The organism is Parafrankia sp. FMc2 (assembly GCF_041008525.1).
GTDB lineage: Bacteria > Actinomycetota > Actinomycetes > Frankiales > Frankiaceae > Parafrankia.
This window is the reverse complement of record NZ_JBFLUG010000045.1, coordinates 21,874-48,025: the sequence shown is the minus strand read 5'-3', so window position 1 is coordinate 48,025 and position 26,152 is coordinate 21,874. Positions and strand designations below refer to the sequence as shown.

21 protein-coding genes are annotated in these 26,152 nt (G+C 72.5%); 18 read left to right on the top strand and 3 right to left on the bottom strand.

Features of this window, described 5'->3' with window-relative positions:
- Positions 1-80 precede the first annotated feature (80 nt).
- Entirely contained in the window at positions 81-647 is a 567-nt protein-coding gene (locus tag AB1460_RS17475; RefSeq protein WP_368962549.1) for an HIT family protein, read from the top strand.
- Between the two features lie 63 nt (positions 648-710).
- On the opposite strand, the gene AB1460_RS17470 is transcribed toward AB1460_RS17475, so the two are convergent.
- Positions 711-3,050, bottom strand: a complete 2,340-nt coding sequence (locus tag AB1460_RS17470; RefSeq protein WP_368962548.1) for an elongation factor G-like protein EF-G2 — start codon at positions 3,048-3,050, stop codon at positions 711-713.
- A 278-nt stretch (positions 3,051-3,328) separates the two neighbouring features.
- Here AB1460_RS17470 and pgsA point away from each other — a divergent pair, with 278 nt between their 5' ends.
- The 4 genes from pgsA (at position 3,329) to AB1460_RS17450 (ending at position 6,891) form a co-directional block, all read left to right on the top strand.
- Positions 3,329-4,141: a phosphatidylinositol phosphate synthase gene (gene pgsA, locus AB1460_RS17465; RefSeq protein WP_368962547.1), complete on the top strand. Its 813-nt coding sequence runs from the start codon at positions 3,329-3,331 to the stop codon at positions 4,139-4,141.
- A 23-nt stretch (positions 4,142-4,164) separates the two neighbouring features.
- Positions 4,165-5,046 (top strand): phosphatidylinositol mannoside acyltransferase, encoded by an 882-nt coding sequence (locus AB1460_RS17460; RefSeq protein ID WP_368962545.1) that lies wholly within the window; start codon positions 4,165-4,167, stop codon positions 5,044-5,046.
- Positions 5,043-6,254, top strand: coding sequence for a glycosyltransferase family 4 protein (locus AB1460_RS17455; RefSeq protein ID WP_368962543.1), 1,212 nt, complete (start codon positions 5,043-5,045; stop codon positions 6,252-6,254). Before AB1460_RS17460 ends, AB1460_RS17455 begins: the two co-directional genes overlap by 4 nt.
- A gap of 73 nt (positions 6,255-6,327) precedes the next feature.
- Positions 6,328-6,891, top strand: a complete 564-nt coding sequence (locus AB1460_RS17450) for a hypothetical protein (protein ID WP_368962542.1) — start codon at positions 6,328-6,330, stop codon at positions 6,889-6,891.
- 21 nt (positions 6,892-6,912) lie between these two features.
- Here AB1460_RS17450 and AB1460_RS17445 read toward each other — a convergent pair whose 3' ends face one another.
- Positions 6,913-7,545 carry an LppU/SCO3897 family protein gene (locus AB1460_RS17445; protein WP_368962541.1) on the bottom strand — a complete coding sequence of 211 codons (633 nt, stop codon included), beginning with the start codon at positions 7,543-7,545 and terminating at the stop codon, positions 6,913-6,915.
- A 948-nt stretch (positions 7,546-8,493) separates the two neighbouring features.
- Between AB1460_RS17445 and pdxS the strand changes: the two genes are divergently transcribed.
- The 13 genes from pdxS (at position 8,494) to cutA (ending at position 24,577) form a co-directional block, all read left to right on the top strand.
- Positions 8,494-9,456 (top strand): pyridoxal 5'-phosphate synthase lyase subunit PdxS, encoded by a 963-nt coding sequence (pdxS, locus tag AB1460_RS17440; RefSeq protein ID WP_420497300.1) that lies wholly within the window; start codon positions 8,494-8,496, stop codon positions 9,454-9,456.
- Positions 9,453-10,064, top strand: a complete 612-nt coding sequence (gene pdxT / locus AB1460_RS17435; protein ID WP_368962537.1) for a pyridoxal 5'-phosphate synthase glutaminase subunit PdxT — start codon at positions 9,453-9,455, stop codon at positions 10,062-10,064. Before pdxS ends, pdxT begins: the two co-directional genes overlap by 4 nt.
- Positions 10,061-10,816, top strand: a complete 756-nt coding sequence (locus AB1460_RS17430; RefSeq protein WP_368962536.1) for a YebC/PmpR family DNA-binding transcriptional regulator — start codon at positions 10,061-10,063, stop codon at positions 10,814-10,816. The genes pdxT and AB1460_RS17430 overlap by 4 nt, the downstream gene beginning before the upstream one ends.
- Positions 10,817-10,992: 176 nt before the next feature.
- Entirely contained in the window at positions 10,993-11,511 is a 519-nt protein-coding gene (gene ruvC / locus AB1460_RS17425; RefSeq protein ID WP_368962534.1) for a crossover junction endodeoxyribonuclease RuvC, read from the top strand.
- A gap of 45 nt (positions 11,512-11,556) precedes the next feature.
- Complete coding sequence (gene ruvA / locus AB1460_RS17420; RefSeq protein ID WP_368962533.1) at positions 11,557-12,306, top strand: Holliday junction branch migration protein RuvA; 750 nt, start codon at positions 11,557-11,559, stop codon at positions 12,304-12,306.
- Between the two features lie 88 nt (positions 12,307-12,394).
- Positions 12,395-13,456 (top strand): Holliday junction branch migration DNA helicase RuvB, encoded by a 1,062-nt coding sequence (gene ruvB, locus AB1460_RS17415; protein ID WP_368962532.1) that lies wholly within the window; start codon positions 12,395-12,397, stop codon positions 13,454-13,456.
- Between the two features lie 148 nt (positions 13,457-13,604).
- Positions 13,605-14,156, top strand: a complete 552-nt coding sequence (yajC, locus tag AB1460_RS17410) for a preprotein translocase subunit YajC (protein ID WP_368962530.1) — start codon at positions 13,605-13,607, stop codon at positions 14,154-14,156.
- A gap of 342 nt (positions 14,157-14,498) precedes the next feature.
- Complete coding sequence (secD, locus tag AB1460_RS17405; protein ID WP_368962529.1) at positions 14,499-16,571, top strand: protein translocase subunit SecD; 2,073 nt, start codon at positions 14,499-14,501, stop codon at positions 16,569-16,571.
- A gap of 1 nt (position 16,572) precedes the next feature.
- Positions 16,573-17,826 carry a protein translocase subunit SecF gene (secF, locus tag AB1460_RS17400; protein WP_368962527.1) on the top strand — a complete coding sequence of 418 codons (1,254 nt, stop codon included), beginning with the start codon at positions 16,573-16,575 and terminating at the stop codon, positions 17,824-17,826.
- Positions 17,827-18,021: 195 nt separating this feature from the next.
- Positions 18,022-18,576 carry an adenine phosphoribosyltransferase gene (locus tag AB1460_RS17395; protein WP_368962526.1) on the top strand — a complete coding sequence of 185 codons (555 nt, stop codon included), beginning with the start codon at positions 18,022-18,024 and terminating at the stop codon, positions 18,574-18,576.
- Positions 18,577-18,790: 214 nt separating this feature from the next.
- Positions 18,791-21,439 carry a RelA/SpoT family protein gene (locus AB1460_RS17390; RefSeq protein WP_368962525.1) on the top strand — a complete coding sequence of 883 codons (2,649 nt, stop codon included), beginning with the start codon at positions 18,791-18,793 and terminating at the stop codon, positions 21,437-21,439.
- Between the two features lie 23 nt (positions 21,440-21,462).
- A complete protein-coding gene (locus AB1460_RS17385; RefSeq protein ID WP_368962523.1) occupies positions 21,463-24,051 on the top strand; it encodes a RelA/SpoT family protein in 2,589 nt (862 codons plus the stop codon).
- 196 nt (positions 24,052-24,247) lie between these two features.
- Positions 24,248-24,577 (top strand): divalent-cation tolerance protein CutA, encoded by a 330-nt coding sequence (cutA, locus tag AB1460_RS17380; protein WP_368962522.1) that lies wholly within the window; start codon positions 24,248-24,250, stop codon positions 24,575-24,577.
- A 64-nt stretch (positions 24,578-24,641) separates the two neighbouring features.
- Here cutA and AB1460_RS17375 read toward each other — a convergent pair whose 3' ends face one another.
- On the bottom strand, positions 24,642-26,114 hold the full coding sequence (locus AB1460_RS17375; RefSeq protein ID WP_368962521.1) for a helix-turn-helix domain-containing protein: 1,473 nt from the start codon (positions 26,112-26,114) through the stop codon (positions 24,642-24,644).
- Positions 26,115-26,152 lie beyond the last annotated feature (38 nt).

Below are 26,152 nucleotides of genomic sequence, written 5' to 3'. Positions count from 1 at the left end.
GGCGACAGCGTGGTGAGGGTGGCGCACGTCGGATCAGCCCGCCGGCAGCAGGGCCGGGCACGTCCAGTGGACCCGGCCCGGTGAGTGCCACCGCCGCGCCGGACGGAACACCCCTCGACGAGCAGGCGGGTGTGGGTCACCCGGATGCGTTCCAACGGCTCTACACCCCGCACCGCATGGCCTATATCAAGGGTGAGGGGCGCTCGCCGGGCGACGAGTGCCCATTCTGTGCCATTGTCGCGCTGACCGACGAGGAAGGCCTCATCGTCGCCCGCGGGAATGCCGTCTACGCGGTGTTGAATCTCTATCCCTACAATGCCGGCCACCTGATGGTCGTGCCTTACCGGCACGTTGCCGACTATGCCGAGATGACCTACGACGAGGCCGTTGAGATGGCACTCTTCGTGCAGCATGCGTTGCGCGCGCTGCGGCTTGCCAGCGGTGCGCACGGATTCAACACCGGAATGAATCTGGGCACGGTGGCCGGCGCGGGTATCGCCGCCCACGTGCACCAGCACGTGGTGCCCCGGTGGGGCGGTGACACCAACTTCATGCCCGTCATCGGGGCCACGCGGGTTCTGCCGGCGCTGCTCGGCCCCACCAGGGACCTGCTTGCCCAGGCCTGGCGCCGTACCGGAACCGACTGACAGCCGGCCGCCGCACGCTCCGGCGGTCCGGCGGTCCGGCGGTCGGTCCCGGCACGGCGGGCGTCACACCGGCTCTTCGGTGACCCGGGCCACGAGGTGGTCGGGCAGCGGTTCGTAGCGGTGGTGCCGCCGGGTGAAGATCCCGGTACCGCGGCTGACGGAACGCAACTCCACCGCGTAACGGGTCATCTCCGCGGCGGGTACCTCGGCGTGGATCGCGGTGCGCCCCGGCCCTGACCCGGGCGGCGGCGCCTCACCGGCCGCGCCGTCCGTCCGTCCGCCGCCGCCCTCTCCGCCCGCGGGGGCCATTCCCACCACTCGGCCGCGGCGGGTGGAGATGTCGTTCATCACGGCTCCGACGAACTCGTCCGGAACGCTGATGTCGATCGCCAGGACCGGTTCGAGCAGGACCACCCCGGCGGCGCGCGCGGCGTCCCGTACCGCGAGCCCGCCGGCCGTCTGGAAGGCCATGTCCGAGGAATCGACGCTGTGGGACTTTCCGTCGACCAGCCGCACGCGCAGATCGGTGGCCGGGAATCCGGCGGTCAGCCCCCGCTCGAGCTGAGCTCGCACGCCTTTCTCCACCGAGGGGATGAACGCACGGGGAACCGCACCGCCGACCACCTCGTCGACGAACTCGATGCCGCTCCCGGCGGGCAGTGGTTCCACCACGATCCGGCAGACCGCGTACTGCCCGTGTCCACCGGACTGTTTCACCAGCCGCCCCAGGCCCTCGGCCGGGCCGCGCAGTGTCTCGCGCATCGGCAGCCGCAGCGGAATCTTCTCCAGGGTGACACCGAACCGGTCGCGCAGGCGCTCGAGGACGACATCGCCGTGGGCCTCGCCCATGCACCACAGGACGACCTGGCCGGTGTCGGGGTCCTGGACGACGGTCAGCGTCGGGTCCTCCGCGGCGAGGCGCCCGAGCGCGGCGGAGAGCTTGCTCTCGTCGGACCTGGCCTGCGTGTGCACGGCGATCGGGAGCAGCGGCTCGGGCATCGTCCAGGCGGGCAGGTACCGCGGGTCGGCCGGGTCGGAGAGCGTGTCGCCGGTCTCGGCGGTCGACAGCCGTGTGATCACACAGATGCCGCCTGCCGGGCACTCGTCGACCGAGTGCAGCGAGATCCCGACCGCCTGGGAGAGGGCGCCGACCCGCTCGTCGTCATCATGATCGGGATGCCCCGCGGCGCTCCGTCCGTGCCCGCTGACATGGACGGCCGCGTCGGGGCGCAGGGTTCCGGAGAAGACACGGACCAGGGACATCCGGCCGATGTACGGGTCGGTGGTGGTGCGCACGATCTCGGCGACGAGCGGGCCGGACGGGTCACCGACCGCGGGTGGGCAGGGAGATCCGTCCGGGCGGGTGAGGCGGGGCAGCGGGTGCTCTCTCGGCGACGGGAATCCGTGGACGAACAGGTCGAGCAACTCCGCGGTGCCCAGTCCGGGGGCCGTGGGGCGGGTACCCCGCTCGGGCCCCGGCGGTGTGATGAGGGGGAGCACCGGGAAGAACGATCCGCCCGCGACGGCCGTCTCCAGGTCGTCCAGAAGGACCTTGGGGTCGAGCTCCGCGCCGTCGACGTAGCGTTCCAGCAGGTCCTCGTCCTCACTTTCGGCGATCACCGTCTCCAGCAGCGCGTCACGGGCCGCCGCCGCCGATCCGGTGAGCTCGACCGGGCGGTCGTGTTCGTGGCGGCCGTCGGCCGAGTAGTCGATCAGACGGCCGGTCACCAGGCCGACGAGCCGGTGGCTCGCGCCGGGTGCCTCGCCCGCGGCAAGAAGGTAGACGGGCAGGACGCCGGACCCGAACGCCTCCTGGCACGCCAGCACCGTCGCGTCGAAGTCGGTGCGGGGATGGTCCAGCCGGGTGACGGCAATGGCCCGAGGCATGCCCACCGAGGCGCACTCGTCCCACAGCATCCGGGTCGAGCCGTCGATCCCTTCCAGCGCGCTGATGACGAACAGCGCGGCGTCGGCCGCCCGCAGGCCTGCGCGTAGTTCGCCGACGAAGTCGGGATAGCCCGGCGTGTCCAGCAGGTTCACGGTCACGCCACGGTGCTGTAGCGACGCGAGGATCAGGGAGACGCTTCGCTCGACGGTTTCTCCGCCGGAGGCGCTGCCCGCGCCGCCTCCGGCGGCACCGACCCCGGGCCAGGCCCCGGCGGTGGACGAGGTGTCCGCGTGCGGCCGGCCGCTGCCGCCCTTCGCGTGGTTGGTGCCCTTCGGGTGGTTGGTGCCCTTCGGGTGGCTGGTGCCCTTCGCGTGGTCCGCCGAAGGGGGTTCCGGGGTGGGCAACGGGTCGAGACTGTCCGCTGTCCGGAGCAGGTGCTGCATCAGAGTCGTCTTGCCGGCACCGGTGTGACCGACGAGGACCACGTTGCGCACATCGCGTGACGTTGCTGACATACCGCCTCCCAGGCAGGGGCTCGGCGGCACCCGTGTGCATTCCGGCTCCGTTCCGGCCGGCGCGGGTCCGCCTGGCGGCCAGCACCGTCGCCGGCCGGCACCCGTGACCCATGGGGACGCGGGTGCCGGCCGAGGCGCTGGCACGTACCAGGAAGAGTCCCCCGATGTGACAGGGGGCACAACTCCTGCCTCGATCGTGACGAAAAATGAGCGGATCGTGACGGCGGTACTGTGAGACCGCCCAACCCGGGCGGTACGCGACAGACGACGGGACGGACATGCTCGCAAGCAAGGCGCGACCCCAGCTCCAGAAGGTGCTCGATCCGTTGAGCCAGTGGGCCGCGCGATCGTCGGTGTCGCCCGACCTGGTCACGGTGATCGGCACGATCGGCGTCGCCGGCGCCGCGCTCGGGTTCTTCACCCGCGGCGTCTTCTTCCTCGGCACCGTGGTCATCACCCTGTTCGTCTTCTCCGACCTGATGGACGGCGTGATCGCCCGGGCTCGCGGGATCTCGTCCAAGTGGGGCGCGTTCCTGGACTCGACCTCCGACCGGGTCGGCGACGGCGCGATCTTCGGGTCGCTGGTGATCTGGTACGCGGGCGACGGCGACTCGCTGCCGCTGGCCGGCGCCGCGCTGCTGTGCCTCGTCGCCGGCTCGGTGACCTCGTACGTCAAGGCCCGCGCGGAGGGGCTGGGCTTCAGCTGCAACGTCGGCTTCGCCGAGCGCGGGGAGCGGCTGCTGATCCTGCTTGTGGCGGCCGGCCTCTACGGCCTCGGAGTGCCCTATCTCCTGCCGGTGGCACTGTGGTTCCTGGTCGGTGCCACGGTGCTCACAGTGGCCCAGCGGGTCGTGCACGTGCACCGCCAGTTCGTCCGGTCGGGCCGGCCGACCTTCGCGCCACCGGCTGGCGCGCCGAGCACCGAGGCCGACGCGGGGCCGGCCAGTACCGCGCCGCCCGGCGCCGACCCGTCCGGAGCCTCGTCCGTCATGGCGTCGGCCGGTGTCGACAGCGCCCCCCTCGACCCGCCGCCCGTGGCACCCACGCCGGCCGCGTCGCCGCTGGTGCCGCGGGTCGCGCCCGGCCGCTGAGCGAGCGAGGGAACCGGCCGCCGATGGCGCTCGCGGGTCGGGTGACGCTGGTCGCGTACATCCTGGGGTGGCGGCTGGTCCGGCTGCTGCCGGAGCGGCTGGCGGCCTGGTGCTTCCGGCGCGCCGCGGACCTCGCCTGGCGCCGCCAGGGCCGTGGGGCGGTCCGGCTGCGTGCCAACCTGGCCCGGGTCGTCCCCCCCGGCACCGACCTCGACGCGCTGACCCGCTCCGCGCTGCGTTCCTACGCCCGGTACTGGCTGGAGGTGTTCCGCCTCCAGGACCTGCCGGCCACCCGCATCGTCGGCCGCATGCGCGTCCTGGACGAGGCCCGGCTGCGAGCTGCGCACGCGACCGGCCGTGGCACCGTCCTCGCACTGCCCCACATGGGGAACTGGGAGCATGCCGGTGCCTGGCTGGTGGCGACGGGCATTCCGTTCACCACCGTCGCCGAGCGGCTGCGGCCAGAGCAGCTGTTCGAGCGGTTCGTCCGGTTCCGCACCGCGCTCGGCATGGAGGTCATCCCCCTGACCGGTGGAGAACGGCCTCCGTCCGGCCTGCTGGCCGAGCGGCTGCGCGCCGGTGGGGCGCTCTGCCTGTTGGCCGACCGTGACCTGTCCGCCGACGGCGTCACCGTCTCGTTCTTCGGCGCACCGGCGACCATGCCGCCGGGCCCGGCGGCCCTCGCGCTGCGCACCGGCGCGACCCTGCTGCCGGTGACACTGTGGTTCGACGACGACGGATGGAGCGCGCGGATCCACCCCGAGGTGCCGCACACCGACATCCGGACGATGACCCAGGTACTCGCCGACGAGTTCGCCGCGGGTATCGCGGCGCATCCGGCCGACTGGCACATGCTCCAGCGCATCTGGCGCGACTCCGGGACAGTGGGGGAGAGCCGGCTGTGAAGATCGGACTCGCCTGCCCCTACACCTGGGACGTCCCCGGCGGGGTCCAGGCGCACGTGCGCGACCTCGCGGAGACGTTGCTCGACGCCGGGCACGACGTCTCGGTGATCACGCCGGTGGACGACGAGTCCACCCTGCCGCCCTACGCGGTGGACGCCGGGCGCGCAGTGCCGGTGCCGTACAACGGTTCGGTCGCGCGCCTGCTCATGGGCCCGGTGTCGGCCGCGCGGGTCCGGCGCTGGCTGCGCGAGCACGACTTCGACGTGCTCCACGCCCACGAGCCGACAGCTCCCAGCGTCAGCCTGCTGGCCTGCATGCTCGCTGACGGCCCGCTGGTCGCCACCTTCCACACCGCCAACCCCCGCTCCCGGTTCCTCACCGCCGCCCAGAGCGCGCTGCAGCCCTCGCTGGAGAAGCTGCGCGCGCGGATCGCGGTGTCCGAGGCCGCCCGCCGCACACTGGTGGAACATCTGGGCGCCGGCGCGATCCTGATCCCGAACGGGGTGGCGGTACGCGCGTTCGAAGGCGCCCGCCCGCTGCCCCGCTACCGGCCCGTGGCCGGCGTCGGTGACGATGACGGCGGCGGCGGCGCCGAGGGCCGCGGCGCCGAGGGCGGCGGCTCCCCGCGAGAAGACGGGCCGGTGGTTGTGTTCCTCGGCCGGATCGACGAACCCCGCAAGGGTCTAGACGTGCTGATGGCGGCCTTCCCGCTGCTGGTCGAGCAGGTGCCGGACGCGCGACTGCTGGTCGCGGGCCCCGGGGACACCGAGGCGGTGCGGTCGAGGATCGACCCGTCCCTGCTCGGGCGGGTCGATCTGATCGGCCTTGTCCCCGAGGCGGACAAGGCGGCGGTGTTCGCCTCCGGCAGCGTGTACTGCGCGCCGAACACGGGCCAGGAGAGCTTCGGCATCGTGCTGCTGGAGGCGATGGCCGCCGGCACCCCCGTGGTCGCCAGCGACATCGACGCCTTCCGGCGGGTGCTGGACGACGGCCGCGCCGGGCGGCTGTTCGGGGTCGGTGAGCCGGCGGAGCTGGCGGCGAGGCTGGCCGAGCTGCTCCGCGACCCGGCGGAGCGGGCACGGCTGGTCGAGCGCGGCCGCGCGGTGGTGGCGCGGTACGACTGGCGGGTCGTCGCGCAGCGCATCGTGGGCGTGTACGAGATGGTCTCCGGTGACTCCCCGGTGTCGGTCGCCGCGGACGACACCTGACCGCTGCACCGTGTCCTTCGCGTGGTAGGTCCCAAAGACGATCCGTCCCCCGGAGTTGACTACGCTGCGCGAGATGACAGTCGTCGTGGCCGTGGTCGTCCTTGTTGTGGCGATAGCGACCTATCTGACCTGGCTCGCCAGCCGGCTGGACCGGTTGGCAAACCGGGTCGACGCGACGCGGGCCGGGCTGGTCGCGCAGCTCACGGCCCGGGCCGACGCCGCGCGGACCTTCGCCCGCAGCTGCGGGCTGGATGATCTCGCCATCGCCGCGGAGCGGGCCAGAGCCGGTCACGCCACACTGCTTGCCGAGGCGGCGCTGGACGCCACCGCCGAGGATGCCGAGAACGCGCTGAGCCGAGCGCTGCGCTCGCCGGCTGTCGCCCTGGCGGTGGGACGGGCGGCCCCGGGTGACGTCCACGCCATGGACGCGGCGGCGGCCAGGGTGGCGCTGGCCCGCCAGTTCCACAACGATGCCGTGGGTGACGTCCGCTCGCTGGCCGGGCGGCGCCTGGTGCGGCTGATGCACCTGTCGGGGCGACGTCCGCTGCCCGCCTACTTCGAGATCGACGACGCGCCGCCGGTGCGCGAGGACGGCCCGCCCCGGCCCGAGAGCTCGGCAGAGGTCTCCGGCCCCTGACCGCCGTACGCGCGCTCCCGGTCAGCTCCCAGCGGTGACGCTGGCGTTGCGGGTGACGCCGCCAACGGGCTGGCCTCCGTCGTCGCCGGGCGGTCCGTCCTGGCCGGGGCCCGCGGGCACCTCCCCACGGGTGCCTGGCACCGGGCCGAGACACAGGACGAAGTCCGTTCCGGGCCCGGTCTGCGTGTAACTGGCGGTGGTCCGCGCCCAGAGATCACACAGAGCGTCGGACCTGCCGTCAATCCGGGTCAGGACGACGTACTGGGCGTCCGGTGACGCACATTCGACGACCGCGATGTCATCCCCGTCCCGCCGGACGCAGTCTCCGGACCTGGCCTGGCCGGCGCCCGGCTGGCTCATCGCGACCGCCGCGATGAGAACCCCCACGACCGCCAGCGGGACGAGCAGGCCGAGCACTTCCGGCCGACGCGTCAGCGGGCGCTGCTCCGGCGGCCGCGGGGCCCAGGGCGGGCCGGGTGGCGGCAGCTTGGCGATCTTCGACCGCGAGGTGAGGTTCAGACAGAGGACCACCGGCGTGATGAGCAGGGAGCCGATGCCCCACCAGCCCTGCCAGAGCGTCCGCGCGGTCATGGCACGCAGCAGTGCCGTGCCGCAGGTGCGGCAGAACGGGCCGCGCTCCGCCAGGAACCGCATGAAGACGACGAAGGACTGGTGACCGCGGATCGTGACCTGAGTCGCCGGGCCGGCGCCACAGATGCGGCACGGGGGTGCCCACCTGCCCGGGGCCGGCCCACCGCCCGCGCCTGTCCAGCTGCCGGGGTGCGGCGATCCGGCGGAGGGGGCGGGCCAGCCAGGAGCGCCGGGACTGCCGACGTGCCCGGGCCAGCCGCCGTTCCCCGGCCACCCACCGGGGCCGCCGGGCTGCGGTGGCTGTGGTGGGGGCGGTGGCGGCGGCCAGCCCGGCATCGGGCCGGGGGACGGCCCTGCCGGCTGCCTGGCGCCCGGCGGGGGTGCGGGCCAGCCGGGCCCGCCGCTTCCGGCGGGCGGGGGTCCGAAGTGACCCGGGCCGCCGGCCCCGCGCGACGCCCCGCCCGCACCTGCCTCGGTGGGACCTGGTGTACCGCCGCCCCATGGCGCGTGACCTGGACCGGGCTGGGCTCCGGGCGGCGGTGGGCCGTAGGGGCTTGTCATCATTCTCCTGGAGTGCTCCGGGTTGCGGCACGGCAGGATACTGCGCCGGCCGCCGGCTACCTGGTCTCCAGGACGCACACGGATGCCCGGTATTCCCGCTCTGCCCTGCGAGTGTGCGGATTGCCACTGTCGGCAGCGATCGCAGTGATGCTGATGATGGGGTAGGACAGGCCCGTTCCGGCCGTACCATGGACCGGCATCCATGTCCGTCCGGGTCCGTCCGGCCCGGAACGACCGCCGGAGAGCCTGCTCCCCGCGCGGCCCGGCGCCAGACCGGTCGATCCCCGGCCACCCGGTCGATCCCCGGCCACAGGGTCCCGCCGCCACCGTGCGCGGGCCCGGTTCCGGGCACGGGCCGACGTCGTCGGTGGTCCGTCGGAACGCTGGCCGGCACCATCGCGGACCTTGTCCGGAGAACCTGTCCGTACTACCCGAAAGAGACACCACATGATGTCCGACGGCCCGACCGCTCCCGCCCCTGCCACGGGCGCTTCGCCATCCGGCCCCGTCGCGCCGGGCGGCGGGGCGGAACGGCAGGCCGGCACCGGCAGGGTGAAGCGCGGCATGGCGGAGATGCTCAAGGGCGGCGTGATCATGGACGTCGTCACCGCCGAGCAGGCGCGCATCGCCGAGGACGCGGGCGCAGTGGCGGTCATGGCGCTGGAGCGGGTGCCCGCCGACATCCGCGCGCAGGGCGGCGTGTCGCGGATGAGCGATCCCGAGATGATCGCCGGGATCATCGAGGCGGTCTCGATCCCGGTCATGGCCAAGGCCAGGATCGGGCATTTCGTCGAGGCGCAGATCATCCAGGAGCTCGGCGTCGACTACATCGACGAGTCCGAGGTGCTCACCCCGGCGGATCCGCACCACCACATCGACAAGTGGGCCTTCACGGTTCCCTTCGTCTGTGGTGCCACCAACCTCGGCGAGGCGCTGCGGCGCATCTCCGAGGGCGCGGCGATGATCCGTTCGAAGGGGGAGGCGGGCACCGGCGAGGTCTCCAACGCCGTTGTGCACATGCGTACCATCCGGGCGGAGATCGGCCGGCTGTCGGCGCTGCCGTCCGAGGAGCTGTACGCCGCCGCGAAGGAGCTGCGGGCGCCGGTGGAGCTGGTCACCGAGGTCGCCCGGCTCGGCCGGCTGCCGGTCGTGCTGTTCACCGCCGGCGGCATCGCCACCCCGGCGGACGCGGCACTGATGATGCAGCTCGGCGCGGACGGCGTCTTCGTCGGCTCGGGCATCTTCAAGTCCGGCGACCCGGCGCGGCGGGCCCGGGCCATCGTCGAGGCCACGACGATGTACAACGACCCGGCGGTACTGGCCAAGGTTTCCCGTGGCCTGGGGGAGGCGATGGTCGGCATCAACGTCGGTGAGCTCTCGCCGCAGGCGCGCTTCGCCGACCGCGGCTGGTGAGCTCTCCTCGGATCGGCGTCCTGGCGCTGCAGGGCGATGTGCGTGAGCACGTGCGCGCGCTCACCGGGTCCGGCGCCGAGGCATGCGAGGTCCGCCGGGCGGCGGAGCTGGGATCATTGGACGGCCTGGTTCTGCCCGGGGGCGAGTCCACTACGATCGGTCGCCTGCTGCGTGTGTTCGACCTGCTGGACCCGCTGCGGGCGGCGGTCGCGGGTGGTCTGCCGGTGTTCGGTTCCTGCGCCGGCATGATCCTGCTCGCGCGGGACGTGATAGACGGTCGTCCCGACCAGCCGCTGATCGGTGGGCTCGACGTGGTCGTTCGCCGCAACGCGTTCGGCCGCCAGGTCGAGTCCTTCGAAACGGACCTGACGGTGGCGGGCGTCGAGGGGCCGGCGGTGCACGCTGTCTTCATCCGGGCGCCCTGGGTAGAAAAGGCGGGGGACGGAGTGGATGTACTGGCACGGGTCGGCGACCGTCCGGTCGCGATCCGGCAGGGCCCGCTGCTCGCCACGTCGTTCCACCCTGAACTGACGGGAGACATCCGGGTGCACCGGCTGTTCGTCCAGATCGTGCGATCCGAGCTCGGGCTCAAGAGGGGCAGGTCATGAGCGGTCACTCCAAGTGGGCGACCACCAAGCACAAGAAGGCGGTCGTTGACGCCCGCCGCGGCAAGCTGTTCGCCAAGCTGGTCAAGACCGTCGAGGTGGCGGCGAAGACCGGCGGCGGCGACCCGGCCGGCAACCCGACCCTGGCCGACGCCATCGCCAAGGCCAAGTCCCAGTCGGTGCCGAACGACAACATCGACCGGGCGATCAAGCGGGGCTCCGGTGAGCTCGCCGGTGGCGTGAACTACGAGGAGGTCACCTACGAGGCGTACGGGCCGAACGGTGTCGCCGTCCTCGTCGAGTGCCTCACCGACAACCGCAACCGGGCCGCGTCCGACGTCCGGGTGGCGATCACCCGCAACGGCGGCACCCCGGCCGACCCGGGCTCGGTGTCGTACCTGTTCAACCGCAAGGGCGTCATCCTGATCGACAAGACACCCGAGCTGGGTGAGGACGACGTGCTGCTGGCCGTCCTCGACGCCGGTGCCGAGGAGGTGAACGACGTCGGCGAGGCCTTCGAGGTGGTCTCCGAGGCCACGGACCTGCATGCGGTCCGGGTGGCCGCCGGTGACGCCGGGCTTGCCGTCGCCTCCGCCGACCTGTCGTGGCTGCCCTCGGTGAGCGTCCCGCTCGACGCGGAGCCGGCCCGCAAGGTGCTCAAGCTCGTCGAGGCGCTGGAGGATCTGGACGACGTCCAGAACGTCTGGTTCAACGCCGACATCTCCGACGACGTCATGGAGCTCGTCTCGAGCTGAGCCCGCGGCGCCGCACCGCCTCCGGGCAGGGCGCTTCGGTTCGGGTGCCGCCCCGGAGGGGTGCTTGGGGCGTCCGGTCCGCCGCCGCGGGCGTCCGGTCGGCGTGTCGTGGATGTCGGTGTTGCCCCGGCCACTAGGATCGAACGAATGTTCGTGGCCGTGGCCGGGAGGCATCGTTGCGTGTTCTCGGGGTGGACCCGGGCCTGACCCGCTGTGGTATCGGCGTGGTCGACGGTGGCCCGGGTCGTCGGGCTGATCTGGTCGATGTCGGTGTTGTGCGCACTCCGGCATCCGACGAGGTGGCGCAGCGGCTGCGTGCCGTCTCCGAGGGCGTGGAGGAGTGGCTGGACCGGCTGCGCCCGGATGCCGTGGCGGTGGAGAAGGTGTTCAGCCAGGCGAACGTCCGCACGGTGATGGGTACGGCCCAGGTCGGTGCCGTGGCCATCGTGGCGGCGGCCCGCCGCGGGCTGCCGATCGGCCTTTACACGCCCAGCGAGGTGAAGGCCGCGGTCACCGGCAGCGGGCGGGCGGACAAGGCACAGGTGGGGTTCATGGTGACAAGGCTTCTTGATCTTCCGGAGGCGCCGCGCCCGGCCGACGCCGCGGATGCGCTCGCGCTCGCCCTGTGCCACCTGTGGCGCGGGCCGGCGCTCGCCCGGCTGCGCTCCGCGGACCCACGGCGGGCACGGGCATGACTCCGCCGGGCATGACTCGGCGGAGCGTCCGGGCATGACAGAGACATGATCGCCTCGGTCAGCGGGACGGTGCAGGCGCTGTCGCCCGCGTCCGCCGTCGTCGAGGTCGGCGGGATCGGTGTGCTGGTCTGGTGCACGCCGTCGACGCTGGGTCGGCTGCGGGTCGGGGAGCGGGCGCGGCTGGCGACGACCCTCGTCGTGCGCGAGACGGAGCTGACGCTCTACGGTTTCGCCGACGCGGACGAGCGGGACGTCTTCGAGATCCTGCAGGGCGCGGCGGGCGTCGGGCCGCGGCTCGCGCAGGCCGTCCTGGGTGTGCACAGCCCGGACACGGTGCGCCGGGCCGTCGCCGAGGAGGACCTGGCCACGCTGACCAAGGTCCCCGGGATCGGCCGCAAGGGCGCCCAGCGCATCGTGCTCGACCTGCGGGACCGGCTCGGCCCACCGGCGTCTCCGGTTCCGTCGGCACGTGGCACGGTGCCGCCCGGCGGCGGCCAGGCGCCGGCGCCCGACGCCCGACTCGGGGGTTCGGGCGGCGAGCAGGTGCGTGACGCGCTGGTCGGCCTCGGTTACACCGCCCGTGAGGCGCAGGAGGCGGTCATCGCCGCCCGGGCTGGCCTCGCCGTGGCCGCCGAGTCCGACGACGACTCCGCGGGCGGGCGGGCGGCTGCCGATGAGGCGATTGGTTCCGCCGGAGCCGCCGGAGCCGCCGGAACCGCGACCGGTGCGGGGGCGGCGGTTGACGACCCGGCCGCGCTGCTGCGCGCGAGCCTGGCGATCCTGCGGCCGCGATGAGCGCGATGAGCGCTGCTGGCGCTGTGAGCGCGGCGGCCGGGAACGAGAGCGATGGCAGGAGAACGAGCGCGGTGTCGCGGGAGGTGGCGTGAGCGAGGACGGCCTGATCTCAGCCACGGCCGCGCCGGAGGAGCGGGCCTTCGAGGCGGGCCTGCGCCCGCGGACGCTGGACGAGTTCGTCGGCCAGCGCAAGGTGCGTGAACAGCTCTCGATCATGCTGGAGGGTGCGCAGGGCCGAGGCCGGCCGCCGGACCACGTCCTGCTGTCCGGTCCGCCGGGGCTCGGTAAGACGAGCCTGGCCATGATCGTGTCGGAGGAGCTCGGCGTCCCCCTGCGGATGACCAGCGGCCCGGCGATCGAGCGGGCGGGTGACCTGGTCGCGATCCTGACCGCGCTGACGCCCGGGGAGGTGCTGTTCCTCGACGAGATCCACCGCATCGCGCGGCCGGCGGAGGAGCTCCTCTACGCGGCGATGGAGGACTTCCGGGTGGACGTCGTCCTCGGCAAGGGCCCGGGCGCGACGGCGATCCCGCTGGACCTGGCCCCGTTCACGCTGGTCGGTGCCACCACCCGGTCAGGCCTTCTCACCGGCCCGCTGCGGGACCGTTTTGGTTTCACCGGGCACATGGACTTCTACGACGCCGACGAGCTGGCCCTGGTGCTGGCGCGCTCGGCGCGGCTGCTCGGCGTGCGGCTCACCGACGACGGCGCCGTCGAGGTGGCGGGCCGTTCGCGTGGGACGCCCCGGATCGCCAACCGGCTCCTGCGCCGGGTCCGCGACTACGCCGAGGTGCGGGCCGACGGCGTCGTGTCGCGGGACGTCGCCCAGGCCGCGCTGCGTGTCTACGACGTCGATGCGCTCGGCCTGGACCGGCTCGACCGCGCGGTGCTCGACGCGCTCGTGCGACGGTTCGGCGGTGGTCCGGTCGGTCTCGGCACCCTGGCCGTGGCGGTCGGGGAGGAGGTGGAGACGGTCGAGGACGTGTCCGAGCCGTTCCTGCTGCGTGCGGGCCTGCTGGTGCGCACCGCCCGTGGGCGCGTGGCCACCCCGGCGGCCTTCACCCATCTGGGAATGGAGCCGGTGTCGGACGCACTCGGCAGGTCACAGGCTCAGGTCGCGCTGTTCGCCGAGGAGCCGCCCCCGGTGTGAGCCGGCCAATCGACGCGCTGGCGCACGGGCCGGCGTACGGGCTCGACGCGACCCGAACCCCTCCAGCACGGGAACACACCGGCAGGCTGCCCGCGGTGGCTGTGGCGCGGATACGTACGATCAGCCGCGACACCCAGGAGGGCAGGACGTGCAGGAACTCGCGATCTTGACGAGCGCGGCGGACAACGACGGCGGCAGCTCCATCAGTGGACTGATTTTTCCGCTCCTCATTGTGCTGTTGATCGTTTACTTCTTCTCGACGCAGCGTCGCCGCGCGAAGGCGCAGCAGCAGCAGCTCTCCCAGATCGTGCCCGGCACGCTCGTCGTGACCACTGCCGGTCTCTACGCGACCGTGGTCGAGCAGGACGGCTCCGATGTCCTTCTGGAGATCGCGCCGGATGTGGTCTGCCGGTTCGGCCGCAACGCCATCGCCCGGGTGATCAGCACTCCGGATTCCGAGAGTGAGAGCGACACCGCGGACGGCGACCACGCCGCGCCGCCCGGAACGACCCACGGCGACGCGAGCAGGGCGGCGGACGGGTCTGACGCGACTGACGGGACCGGGGTAACGGGCACAGCAGGCTCGACAGGTCCGGCGAGTGACACCGGTCCTGCCGGATCCGCCGGTGACGGTTCGCGCCCCGATGGCAGCACCGAAGGCACGGGCGGGAATCCGAGCCCGCCGCGCAAGGAGCTCTAGACCGCGGTCCGGGTGCTGGGCGCTCGCCGTGCTCGTAACTCTCTGTGGCCCGGATCGAGGTCCGGTGCCGAGCATCCGGCGGGCGTCGGACCGCTTCTCCGCCCGCCCGGGGACGCCGGCGGTCGGGCCCCGGGCAGGGCGAACACCGGTCGGTGTGACGGCATTCGGGAACTCGATGGAGGCTGTGGTGCGGGCGTGGTGCCCGCCATCGTCGACCGTCACGCGCCCGTCGACGGCTGGTGGTGTCACGGCGGGCCTGTTGGAACGTACCCTCGGTGACACTCGTTCGGAATCGGTAGGCGCCGCCGGAATCGGTGACGGTGTGTGAGGAAGGACTTGGCGTTGGCACGTCGCTCGGCACGAGCCTCCGGAGGTATCTCCGTCGGCGCTCGGCTCGGGGCACTTGGTGCTCTGCTCGCCGTCCTCTACGGCCTCATGGCCCTCACCAGCACCTGGACGCCGAAACTCGGCCTCGATCTCCAGGGCGGAACGAGCGTCATTCTGACGCCCCGGTCGGTGACCGGCGGCTCGGTCGACGACTCCGCTCTCAACAAGGCCGTGGACGTCATCCGCGAACGGGTCGACGGCCTCGGTGTGGCCGAGGCCGAGGTACGCCGCGCGGGCGACACCATCGAGATCGCCGTCCCGGGCCGCGGGCGCAACGATGTCGTGTCGCTCGTCGGCCAGACCGCCGAGCTGCGCTTCCGCGAGGTGGCCGGGTCGGACATCGCACAGTCCGCCGCGCCGGCGACACCGGCGCCGGGCGCCGCCCCCGCCCCGTCCGGGGCCCCGGCCCCGGGGGCGACGACCGCTCCGGGTGGCACCGCGCCGACCGGCGAGGCTCCGACCCCGGCGGCGACCGGGGCACCGACTCCGGCGGCGAGCGGGGCACCCGCCAGCCAGCAGCCGGCCGCACTCGGCGTGCCCGGCAGCGGTTCCGGCTTCGCGGCCCAGCCCGCATCCTTCACACCCGGGCCGGACGGCGCGTCCGGGTCGGCCGGCGCGTCCGGGTCGGACGGCGGACCGCGAATCCAGCTCGCGGCGGCAACCGGCTCGTCCGGCACCGCGGCACCGAGCGCCGCCGCGACGGCTCCCGCGGCGCCGGCGTCGCCGGCACCAGCGGCACCAGCGGCGCCCCCCGCGCCGTCCGCGGGCGCGGGGGGCGCGGACAGCCCGCCCGCCGACGTCGCCGAGCGGTTCGCGAACCTGACGTGCTCGGCTACCGGGGTGCGCAGCTCCACCGCCAGCCTGGACCGCCCGGAGGACTGGATCGCGGCCTGCGACCGCGACGGCACGACGAAGTACCTGCTGAAGCCCGCCGCCCTGGTCGGGACGGATGTCTCCTCCGCCTCGGCCGGCCTGCGCGGCGGCGGCGGAACGGCGAACGTCACGACCAACGAGTGGGCTGTCAACGTCGAGTTCACCGGCGCCGGTCAGGGCAAGTTCACCAGGCTCACCGAAGAGACCGTCGGCACCCAGGTCGCGATCGTGCTCGACGGGGTCGTCCAGTCCGCTCCCCAGACGAACGAGCGCATCGCCGGCTCGGCCGAGATCTCGGGTGACTTCACCCAGTCGGAGGCCGAGGACCTCGCCGACGTGCTGCGCTTCGGTGCGCTGCCGCTGGCCTTCGAGCGCTCCCAGGCGGAGTCGATCTCCCCGACGCTGGGTCGGGAGTCGCTGCACGGCGGCCTGCTGGCCGGTGCCATCGGCCTCGGCCTGGTGGTCATCTACTCGTTCCTCTACTACCGGGCACTCGGCATCGTCGTGATCACGTCGCTGGCGGCCAGCGCCGCGCTGAACTACGCGGCGGTCGTGCTCCTCGGCGACGCGATCGGCTTCACGCTGACCCTCGCCGGTATCGCCGGCCTCATCGTCTCGATCGGTGTCACGGCGGACTCGTTCGTCGTCTACTTCGAACGGATCAAGGACGAGGTCCAGGCGGGCCGCAGCGTCCGCACCGCTGTCGACCGGGCGTGGCCGGCGTCCCGCCGCACCATGCTGTCCGCCGACACCGTGTCGTTCCTCGCCGCCGCGGTGCTCTACATCCTGTCGGTGGGGTCCGTCCGGGGCTTCGCGTTCACGCTCGGCCTGTCGACTCTCGTCGACGTCCTGATCATGTTCATCTTCACCCGCCCCCTTGTCACGGTGCTGGTGCGCCGACCGCTGTTCAGCACCAGTCGGTTCTCCGGGCTGTCTGGATCTTCGACCGGCGTTACCGGGGAGCGTTCCGCGCGCCTGGTGAAGCGGGGGCCGGCGACTGCCGTGGGGGAGGCCGGCACCGCGCCGGGCGGCGGGGGCGACGACCTTCCGGGCGAGGGGGATTCCGGCCCGCCGGGCTCGGTGCCCCAGCTGAGGAAGCCGGCTGCGCGGCCGGGATCGGGCCGGCGTACTGCCGGGCAGAGGCGGGAGCACTGACATGTCGATGCTGGGTCGTCTCTACCGCAGCGAGTTCCACGTCGACTTCGTCGGCCGCCGGCGCGTCTGGTACACCGTGTCCGGAGTACTGATCGCGATCTGTGTGCTGAGCATGATTGTCCGGGGCTTCACACTCGGTATCGAGTTCTCCGGTGGGGCGGTGTTCCAGCTTCCGACCAACGGCGGCTCCGTCGAGCAGGTCGAACAGGTCCTGGCTGACAACGGGGTCGATCCCGCGGACAGCGTCGTCCAGCAGCTGGAGACGTCCGGGCAGTTCCGGGTGCAGACACCGACGCTGTCCGACCAGCAGACCGAGCAGGTGCAGAACGCCCTGGCGGAGACCTTCAACGTCGAGAACCCGGACGAGAACATCGCCGTGTCGACGGTCGGGTCGTCCTGGGGGTCGACCATCACGAACAAGGCGATCAAGGGTCTGATCGTCTTCCTGGTACTCGTGATGATCTATCTGTCGATCCGGTTCGAGTGGAAGATGGCAGCGGCAGCGATGGCCGCCCTCGTCCATGACCTGGTGGTCACCATGGGCATCTACTCGCTCGTCGGGTTCGAGGTCACGCCATCCACGATCATCGCGGTCCTGACCATTCTCGGTTTCTCTCTCTACGACACGGTGGTCGTGTTCGACCGGGTGCGGGAGAACACCGCCGGAATGGCGACGTCGACCCGGCGGACCTACGCGGAGGCGACGAACGACGCGCTGAACGAAACACTGGTCCGGTCGCTGAACACCTCGCTGATCGCGCTGATCCCCGTCGCCTCGCTGCTGTTCGTCGGCGCCGGCCTGCTGGGTGCGGGCACGCTGAAGGACCTCGCGCTCGCCCAGTTCGTCGGTATCGCGTCCGGTGCGTACTCCTCGCTGTTCTTCGCCACCCCGCTGCTCGTCGACCTCAAGCGGAACGAGGCGGACGTGCGCGCGCTCGATGCCCGGGTGGCCCGGGCACGGGCGAGCAGGGCCCGCTCGGAAGCCGGCCGGACCGGCCGCTCGGTGCAGGCCCGGCCGGACGAGGGCATGGCAGCCGCCCTGCAGTCGGACGATCCGGACCAACCGGAGGCGCGGGGTTCCGGCGACGCGGTCGGGGTCGGGGGCGGGTTGCGCCCCGCGGCGGCCGGTGCCGGAAGCGCGGGTGGAGCGGGCCGGGGAGCGGGATCGCTCGGCGGTTCGTCGGCTCGGCAGCGTGGCGCGAAGCCCAGACCCGGCGCGGGGCGGCGCCCCGGTGGTAAGAAGCGCTCGCGCTAGCACCACCCCGCGGCCCGGTCCCGCGCGTGGCTCGCCAGAACGCGGTGGCGGTGCCCCCGGGATGGGGATCCGGCCCGGTTCCGCTGTGGGTGGGCGGGGCCCGGCGGCGTAAAGCAGATCGAAGCCGGCACCACAGCGACGCGGACAGGGCCGCCCTGACGGGCGGCGACAACGAGGATCGGAGAGGCCACCACGATGACGAGCGTCGACAGCGGGCCGGAGCTTGGCACGGCCGCGGATGTGCTCGCCGCCCACGTCCGTGACGTCCCGGACTTCCCGAAGCCCGGAGTCGTCTTCAAGGACATCACCCCGCTGCTGTCCACCCCGGCGGCGTTCGGGGTGATCATCGGCGCCCTCGCGGACCTGGCTCGGGAGCGGGGTGCCACCACCATCGCGGGCATCGAGGCACGCGGGTTCCTGCTTGCCGCGCCGGTGGCCGACCGGATCGGGGCGAGCCTGGTACCGGTGCGCAAGCAGGGCAAGCTGCCCGGGGTGACTCGTACCGAGTCGTACGCGCTGGAGTACGGCACGGCCACCCTGGAGATTCACGAGGACGCGGTGCCTGCCGGGGAGCGGGTCCTGATCGTCGACGACGTGCTCGCCACCGGCGGTACCGCGGTCGCCGCCCACAACCTGCTGCGTGGCTGCGGGGCGGATGTGGTCGGGCTCGCCGTCCTGATGGAGCTGACCTTCCTGTCAGGGCGAGACCGGACGGGTGTTCTTGACGTCACGTCGATCATGAAGCTCTGACCTTTCGTCCGGGTTGTGGCTTACGCCGCTCACGCACGGTGGTCCCAGGTCGCGTCCAGCGTCGGGCTCCGGGCCCGCGCCGGTGACCGGCAGGTGGCCGCGGGGTGGACTCGGCGGGGCTGCGGAAGGCAGCGGGCGGCAACAGCGTTAACCTCGACGTCAGGAGCCCTTCGCACATCCGTGCCGTGGCTCATGTGCTGAGCAGGAGCGGCCCGTGCCCGAGGCGCCGCCGGTGACCACCGGAGCTGTGCCGACGGCCGCGTCATCCGCCGGGGAGACGCGGCCGGTGCAGCCTGCCCCCGGTGGGGGCAGGCCGCCCGCCGCCGGGGCGGGTGGCGCGGTCGGCGGGCGGTCCGCCGCGGGAGAGGTCTCCGATCAGCTGGCGGCCGGCCTGCCGGCTTCCGGAACGGTCGTGGCCAGCGGTGGCACCGGTGCCACGGCCATCAACCTCGCGGCTGGTGGGCCGGCAGGCGGCTCTGCGGCGGGCGACGGCGGGCCCGTCCCGCCGGAGGCGGACGACGCCGACCCCGCGAGCGGGTCGCCGGTGGTGCCCCGGCTCGGGCACGAGTCCCCGCCCCTGCCACGGCGGGTGCGCGGGCGGTTCGCCCGGCTCGGCACGCACCGGGCGACGCCGCCGTCCTCGCTGGACCCGGTCCTTCGCGGGCTGCTGGCGAACCACCCGCGGGCGGAGATCGGCCAGGTCCAGCGGGCGTTCGAGGTGGCCGACGCGGCGCATGCCGGCCAGGTCCGCTTCTCGGGGCACCCCTACATCACCCATCCGATCGCGGTGGCGAGCATTCTCGCCGACCTCGGCATGGACATCCCGACCCTGTGCGCGGCCCTGCTGCACGACACGCTGGAGGAGACCGACCTCCCGCCCGAGACGATCGAGGCCGAGTTCGGTTCGCAGGTGCTGCAGATTGTCGACGCGGTCAGCAAGCTGAACCGGGTCAAGGTCGGCGAGGCCGCGCAGACGGAGACCATCCGGCGGATGGTCGTCGCGATGGCCCGCGACCCCCGCGCGCTGGTGGTGAAACTCGCCGACCGGCTGCACAACATGCGGACGCTGCGGTTCCTGCCCGAGCACAAGCAGGAACGCAAGGCGCGCGAGACGCTGGAGATCTACGCGCCGCTGGCGCATCGGCTCGGCATGAACTCGCTGAAGTGGGAGCTGGAGGACCTCGCGTTCGCCGCGCTGTTCCCCAAGCGCTACGACGAGATCGTCCGGCTCGTCGCCGACCGCGCGCCCAGCCGGGACGTCTACCTGACCGAGACGTCCGCGCAGGTGCAGACGCAGCTCGCCAACGCGCGGATCAAGGCCGTGGTGACGGGCCGGCCGAAGCACTACTACTCGATCTACCAGAAGATGGTGGTCCGCGGCCGGTCCTTCGAGGACATCTACGACCTGGTGGGCATCCGCGTCCTGGTCGACTCGGTCCGGGACTGCTACGCGGCGCTGGGCACCGTCCACGCGAACTGGAAGCCGATTCCGGGCCGGTTCAAGGACTACATCGCGATGCCCAAGTACAACATGTACCAGTCGCTGCACACGACGGTCATCGGGCCCGAGGGCAAGCCGGTCGAGCTGCAGATCCGGACGCACTCGATGCACAACCGGGCCGAGTACGGCATCGCGGCGCACTGGAAGTACAAGGAGGACGGGTCGGGCGCCCGGACGTCCAGCTCCTCGCGCCGCGCTGCCGCGAAGTCCGGCGGCCCGGCCGGTGGCACCGCCCCCGACCTGCGGAACTGGCTGCGCCAGATCCTCGACTGGCAGCGGGAGACGGCGGACCCGGGGGAGTTCCTCGACAGCCTGCGCTTCGACGGTGCCGCGGACGAGGTCTTCGTCTTCACGCCGAAGGGCGACGTGATCCCGCTGCCGCTGGGTTCCACCCCGGTCGACTTCGCCTACGCGGTGCACACCGACATCGGCAACCAGTGCGTCGGTGCCCGGGTCAACGGCCGGCTCGCCGCGCTGGACACCGAGCTGGAGAACGGCGACGTGGTGGAGGTGTTCACCTCCCGAGCGCATTCCGCCGGCCCCAGCGAGGACTGGCTGATGTTCGTCCGCTCCTCGCGGGCCCGGACCAAGATCCGTCAGTGGCATGCGCGTGAGCGCCGCGAGGACGCGATCGTCGCCGGCCGGGACGCGATCGGCCGCGCGATGCGGCGCCATGGCCTGCCGCTGGCCCGGCTGATGACCGGTGACGCGCTGCTGACCCTGGCGAAGGACATGCGCTACGCGGACGTCACGGCCCTCTACGCGGCGGTCGGGGAGAACAACGTCAGCGCGCAGGCGGTGGTGAACCGACTGCTGCAGAGCCTGGGTGGCGCCGAGAGCGCCGAGGAGGACGCGGCCGAGACCGAGCTGCCGATCCGGGCCCTGCGCCGTGCCGGCGGCGATCCGGGTGTGCTGGTCACGGGCGCCTCGGATGTCTGGGTGAAGCTCGCCCGCTGCTGCACCCCGATGCCCGGCGATGACATCGCGGGCTTCGTCACCCGGGGGAAGGGCGTGTCGGTGCACCGCTCCGACTGCGTCAACCTCGACGGCCTGCGCGGCGGCCCGCACGACCGGACGGTCGCCGTCGAGTGGGCGCCGTCATCGGGTTCCGTGTTCCTCGTCGTCATCCAGGTCGAGGCGCTGGACCGGACCAGGCTGCTCTCGGACGTGACCCGGATTCTGTCGGACCATCACGTCAACATCCTCTCCGCGTCGGTCACCACGACGCGGGAGCAGGTCGCGGTGAGCCGGTTCACCTTCGAGATGGGTGACGCCAAGCATCTCGGCCACATTCTCGACGCCGTCAGATCCACCGACGGCGTGTACGACTGTTTCCGGGTCACCTCGGACATACAGAGCTGACCGCGAGGGCGAGGGGGCACGCCGTGAATGCTGAGGCCGCGGGAGCGGGTCTTCCGGCGGGCGGCTTCTCGCCCGCGCTGGCACGGGCGGACGGCGACGCCGACTCCCGGACGGTGACCGCCGCCCGGCAGGCGAGCATGCGCCTGGCGCATCTGGCCCGCCGGATGGCCGCGCCGCGCACCCCGCAGGTGCCCCCGGAGCTGCGGGACCTGGTCGAGGCGCACCGGGACTTCCATCCGAAGGCCGACATCGCGGCGGTGATCCGTGCCTACACGGTGGCGGACGACCTGCATGCCGGCCAGATCCGGCGCAGCGGCGACCCCTACATCAGCCATCCGCTCGCCGTCGCCGAGGTGCTCGCCGAGCTCGGCGTCGACACCACCACGCTCATCGCCGCGCTGCTGCACGACACGGTCGAGGACACCGGCTACTCGCTGGCCGCCGTGGCCGAGGAGTTCAACGGCGAGGTCGCGAACCTCGTCGACGGGGTGACCAAGCTCGACAAGATGCGGTTCGGCGAGGCTGCCGAGGCGGAGACCCTGCGCAAGCTGATCGTCGCGTTGGCCCGCGACTACCGGGTGCTCGTCATCAAGATCGCTGACCGGCTGCACAACATGCGCACGCTGGGCTTCATGTCGGAGCCCAAGCAGCAGAAGATCTCGCGGGTCACCCTGGAGGTACTGGCGCCGCTCGCGCACCGTCTCGGTGTGAGCGTGATCAAGCGGGAGCTGGAGGACCGGTCGTTCGCGGTGCTCAACCCCGAGGAGCACCGCCAGATCTCCGGGATGGTCGACGACTTCACCGCCGCGGAGCGGGCCAGCGGCGTCCTGGGCGGGATGGTCGCGCAGCTGCGCGGCGCGCTCGCCGAGGCCCGGGTCGGCGGCTCCGTGTCCATCCGGACCAGCCACATCTTCTCGATCCACAAACGGGCCCAGGAGCGAGGCCGGCCGCCCCGCGACTACAACGACATCGTCCGGGTGCTCGTCCTCGTCGACGACATCACCGACTGCTACGCGGCCCTCGGCGTCATCCACGGGATGTGGCGGCCGGTACCGGGCCGGCTGCGTGACTTCGTCGCCACGCCCAAGTTCAACATGTACCAGAGCCTGCACACCAGCGTGACGGACGACGCCGGGCGCACCGTCGACATCCAGATCCGCACGCCCTCCATGCACCGCCTGGCCGAGACCGGCATCGTGGCCAAGCCGGTCGGCCCGGGCGCGGACGGTGCGCGCCTCGAAGGCCTCTCCTGGCTACACAGCCTGCTCGACTGGCAGGTCGACACCGTCGACCCGGGCGAGTTCCTGGAATCCCTCTCCTCGGACCTCAACTCCGACGAGGTGCTGACCTTCACCCCGAAGGGCAAGATGATCGCGTTGCCAGCGCGTTCCTCACCGGTGGACGTCGCCTACGCGGTGCACACCGACGTCGGCCATCGGGCCATCGGAGCCCGGGTCAACGGCCGGCTGGTGCCGCTGCACACCCGGCTGCGCAACGGCGACGTCGTGCAGATCCTCACCTCGAACCTGCCCGGTGCGGGCCCGAGTGAGGACTGGCTGGAGTTCGTGCGAACGTCCCGCGCGCGGGTCCGGATCCGGAAGCGGTTGGCCCGCGCCCGCCGGGACGCGCAGGCCCGCGCGACCCAGACCGGCGCTCCCGCCGTCTCCGCCGTCTCCGCCGTCTCCGCCGTCTCGGGTGTCTCGGGCGCTTCGGGTGGGCCCGTCGCGCGGCCTGCGATCGCCGCCGGCTCCCGGGGCGGTGACCAGGTGCCACCCGCCCGAGCGACAGGTCCGCACGGCGCAGTCGGCCGACCGGGGGCGCCCGCGGGCATCCGCACCGGCGCGGGCGCGTCGGTAGCACCCACCACCGCTGCCCCCGCAGGGGCTGTCGGCGTCGCCGGGGGAGGGGCATCCGGCCGGCCGGCGGTTCTCGACGGCCCTCCGGCCGAGGCCGGTTCCGCACCGGGCGCGGGGACGGGCGGACCTGACCAGACCGATGAGGCCGTGGAGACGGGGCCGGCCCGCGCCGGGCGCCGGGCGCGGCGCGCCGGGTCGGGAAGGCGCGAGGAACGGCCGGGCGCGGCCGGCGGCACGCGCGGCCGTGAATCGGCCGACGCTGCCGCGGCGCATGCTTCCACCCGCCGCGGAACGCAGAACTGGGCGGGCTTCGCCGAGATCGGGGGCACTGACGTGCCAGTGCGTCTGGCCCGATGTTGCCTTCCGCTCCCCGGGGACACGGTGGTCGGCTTCGCCGGCAACAGCAGCGCGGTCTCCCTGCACCGCCAGGAATGCGCGAACGCCGCCGCGTCGGCGGCGTCACGCGAACAGGTGACCGTACAGGGATGGACCGCTGCGGAGAGTCAGACCTTCCCCACGGAAATCGCGGTAGAGGCCTTCGATCGTTACGGCTTGCTGGCAGATATCACCGAGGTCCTGTCCGACACCTCGGCCTCGGTACGGGCGGCATCGACGTCGACCTCGGAGGACAGGGTGGCGCACGCCCGTTTCACCATCGAGGTCACCGGTCCCGACCAGCTTGACCGGGTGCTGGCGGCGGTACGGAGCGTCGGCGGGGTCTACGACTGTTACCGGGCGTGCCAGACGACGGGGTGACGTGGCGGGCGGGCGCTTGGGGGATGATTTACGCGCTCCGTGTCGATTTGACCCGAAACAAGCGACCCGCCATTCCGGAACTAGTCGGGCTTGTATCTAATGTGCCACCCGCCGTCATCGGCAAAAAATCAACGGTCATGCTGGGTGTGCGATGTAGAGTATCCCGCGTAGCCATCGGTTATGGGTGGGAGTACGCGTGGGATACCTTCAGGTCATCACGAGCATCGACTCACCAGACGCCGCGGATCGTATCGGCAGGGCTCTCGTCGAGCAGCGCCTTGCTGCCTGTTTCCAGGTGGTCGGGCCGATTCGGAGCACTTACCGGTGGAACGGTGCGATCGAGCAGTCCGACGAATGGCTGTGTCTCGCCAAAACAACGAGTGAGCGAGTGGCCGACCTGATCACGGAGCTCGCCGCCGCGCACCCCTACGAGACGCCGGAGATCATCGCGACTCCGATCGTGTCCGGCCACGTCGACTACCTGGACTGGATCACCGCGGAGACCGCTCCGTCGATCCGGAGCTGATCCTCGCGGATCCAGGTCGAGCGGGGGCTGATCCCGCGCCGCCTCCGGGCGCGGCGGGGCTGCCTCAGGCCAGGGCCCGCAGCTGTTCGTCCAGATCCCGCACCGCCTGGGTGTTCTGCCAGGGGCGCAGGTGTTCCCGCACGCGCCGGATCCGGGTCAGCCCCAGTGAGAAGTCGGTTGCCGCGACGATGGCCAGCGACTCGGCCGCGTACTGGGTCGCCGCCTCGATCTCGCGCCGTTGGATGTGGACCTCAGCGATGTCACCGAGCAGCAGGGATCGCTTCTTCGTGCCGCTGTGCGGGGAGGTGGCCCGTAGCGCCTCGGTCGCGGCGGCGTGGGCCGCCGCGGGGCGGCGCAGCCGGGTGTAGGTCGTGACCTTGATGCCGTCCAGCCGGCCGCGGTCGAAGAACTGCGTCCAGACCCGGTCGCCGTCGTCCGCGCGGTCGAACGAGTCCTGGGCGCGGTCCAGAGCGGCGAGCGCGGCCCGGCCCTCGCCGCGGGCGGCCTGCTCCTCGGCCTCCCGCCCGGCGAGCCAGGCCTTCGTCATGACGGTGCTGCCGCTCGCGGCGCGGCGCTGGGCCTCGGCGAGCAGTGCGCAGGCCTGGTCGTGCCGGCCGATGCCGGCGCTGTGGTAGCTCTCGTAGCCCAGCACGCAGGCCCACAGCGCGCTGTCGTCGGCTTCCCGGGCCGCCTCGATGGCGACCCGGTAGTACGCCAGCGCGGAGGGAATGTCGTTCATGTCGAACGCGAGCCAGCCGGCGAGCGCGGCGGTCTCACCCGCGGTCGAGGCGAGCTCGCGGCGGGCCGGAGAGCGGCCGCTGGACTCCAGGAGCTGGGTGAGCGTGCCGAGATGCCCGGTGACCCGAGGGAACAGGGCCCGGGCCGGAACGCGCTCCTCCAGGCTGTACAGCCCGGCGGTGCACCGGCTCAGCTCCTCGGTCAGCTCCGGGGTGACGGTGGTGCGCCGGCGCAGGGCGGCGGACAGCCGCTCCCACGGCGCGTTGTCGGCGCCGGCCGTGCTCAGCGGGACGACGGCGACGCCGCCCGCGGCGGCGAACAGGCGGAGGAAGCCGCGGCGCTCGACGGGAATGTCACCGGCCGGATCGGCTCCGTTCTCGGTCTGGATGAGAAGCGTGCCGGCCGGGCTGCCGATCTCCCGGGAGGCCCGCTCGGCGGGGGCGGCGCGCAGGCCGGCCAGACCGGTGCTGGGGTCGTCGTCGACGAAACCGAGCTCGGCGGAGGATCGCTCGAACAGGGCGCGCAACAGTCGTTGGTACCGAAGGCTGGGCTTTTTGTCGCCCTTTTCCCATTTGCAGATCATATTTCCGGTTACGCCGGCCTCGCGGCCCTCGTGGATGACCGAGAAGCGCCGGATCTCGCTCGCCAGACGTTCCTGGGACCAGCCGCGTTCCTCCCGGGAGGTGCGGAGCCGGACGTTAGGGGTACGGGCCACGCCGGCGGTTGCCGGTCTGTGGTCGTTCGGCTGCGTCGTCCTCGGCGAGGTATGACCCGCCGACGATCCTGCCGGGCGCTCCATCGATACCTCCGAGTCAAGCGGTTGACGTCAGGAGCTTA

What these genes read in the sequence shown, in the direction of transcription:
- AB1460_RS17470 (WP_368962548.1), bottom strand. Translation starts at nt 3,050, where the DNA reads ATGTCAGCAACGTCACGCGATGTGCGCAACGTGGTCCTCGTCGGTCAC.
- pgsA (WP_368962547.1), top strand. Translation starts at nt 3,329, where the DNA reads ATGCTCGCAAGCAAGGCGCGACCCCAGCTCCAGAAGGTGCTCGATCCG.
- AB1460_RS17460 (WP_368962545.1), top strand. Translation starts at nt 4,165, where the DNA reads ATGGCGCTCGCGGGTCGGGTGACGCTGGTCGCGTACATCCTGGGGTGG.
- AB1460_RS17450 (WP_368962542.1), top strand. Translation starts at nt 6,328, where the DNA reads ATGACAGTCGTCGTGGCCGTGGTCGTCCTTGTTGTGGCGATAGCGACC.
- AB1460_RS17445 (WP_368962541.1), bottom strand. Translation starts at nt 7,545, where the DNA reads ATGCGGTTCCTGGCGGAGCGCGGCCCGTTCTGCCGCACCTGCGGCACG.
- pdxS (WP_420497300.1), top strand. Translation starts at nt 8,494, where the DNA reads ATGTCCGACGGCCCGACCGCTCCCGCCCCTGCCACGGGCGCTTCGCCA.
- AB1460_RS17430 (WP_368962536.1), top strand. Translation starts at nt 10,061, where the DNA reads ATGAGCGGTCACTCCAAGTGGGCGACCACCAAGCACAAGAAGGCGGTC.
- ruvA (WP_368962533.1), top strand. Translation starts at nt 11,557, where the DNA reads ATGATCGCCTCGGTCAGCGGGACGGTGCAGGCGCTGTCGCCCGCGTCC.
- secF (WP_368962527.1), top strand. Translation starts at nt 16,573, where the DNA reads ATGTCGATGCTGGGTCGTCTCTACCGCAGCGAGTTCCACGTCGACTTC.
- AB1460_RS17395 (WP_368962526.1), top strand. Translation starts at nt 18,022, where the DNA reads ATGACGAGCGTCGACAGCGGGCCGGAGCTTGGCACGGCCGCGGATGTG.
- AB1460_RS17375 (WP_368962521.1), bottom strand. Translation starts at nt 26,114, where the DNA reads ATGGAGCGCCCGGCAGGATCGTCGGCGGGTCATACCTCGCCGAGGACG.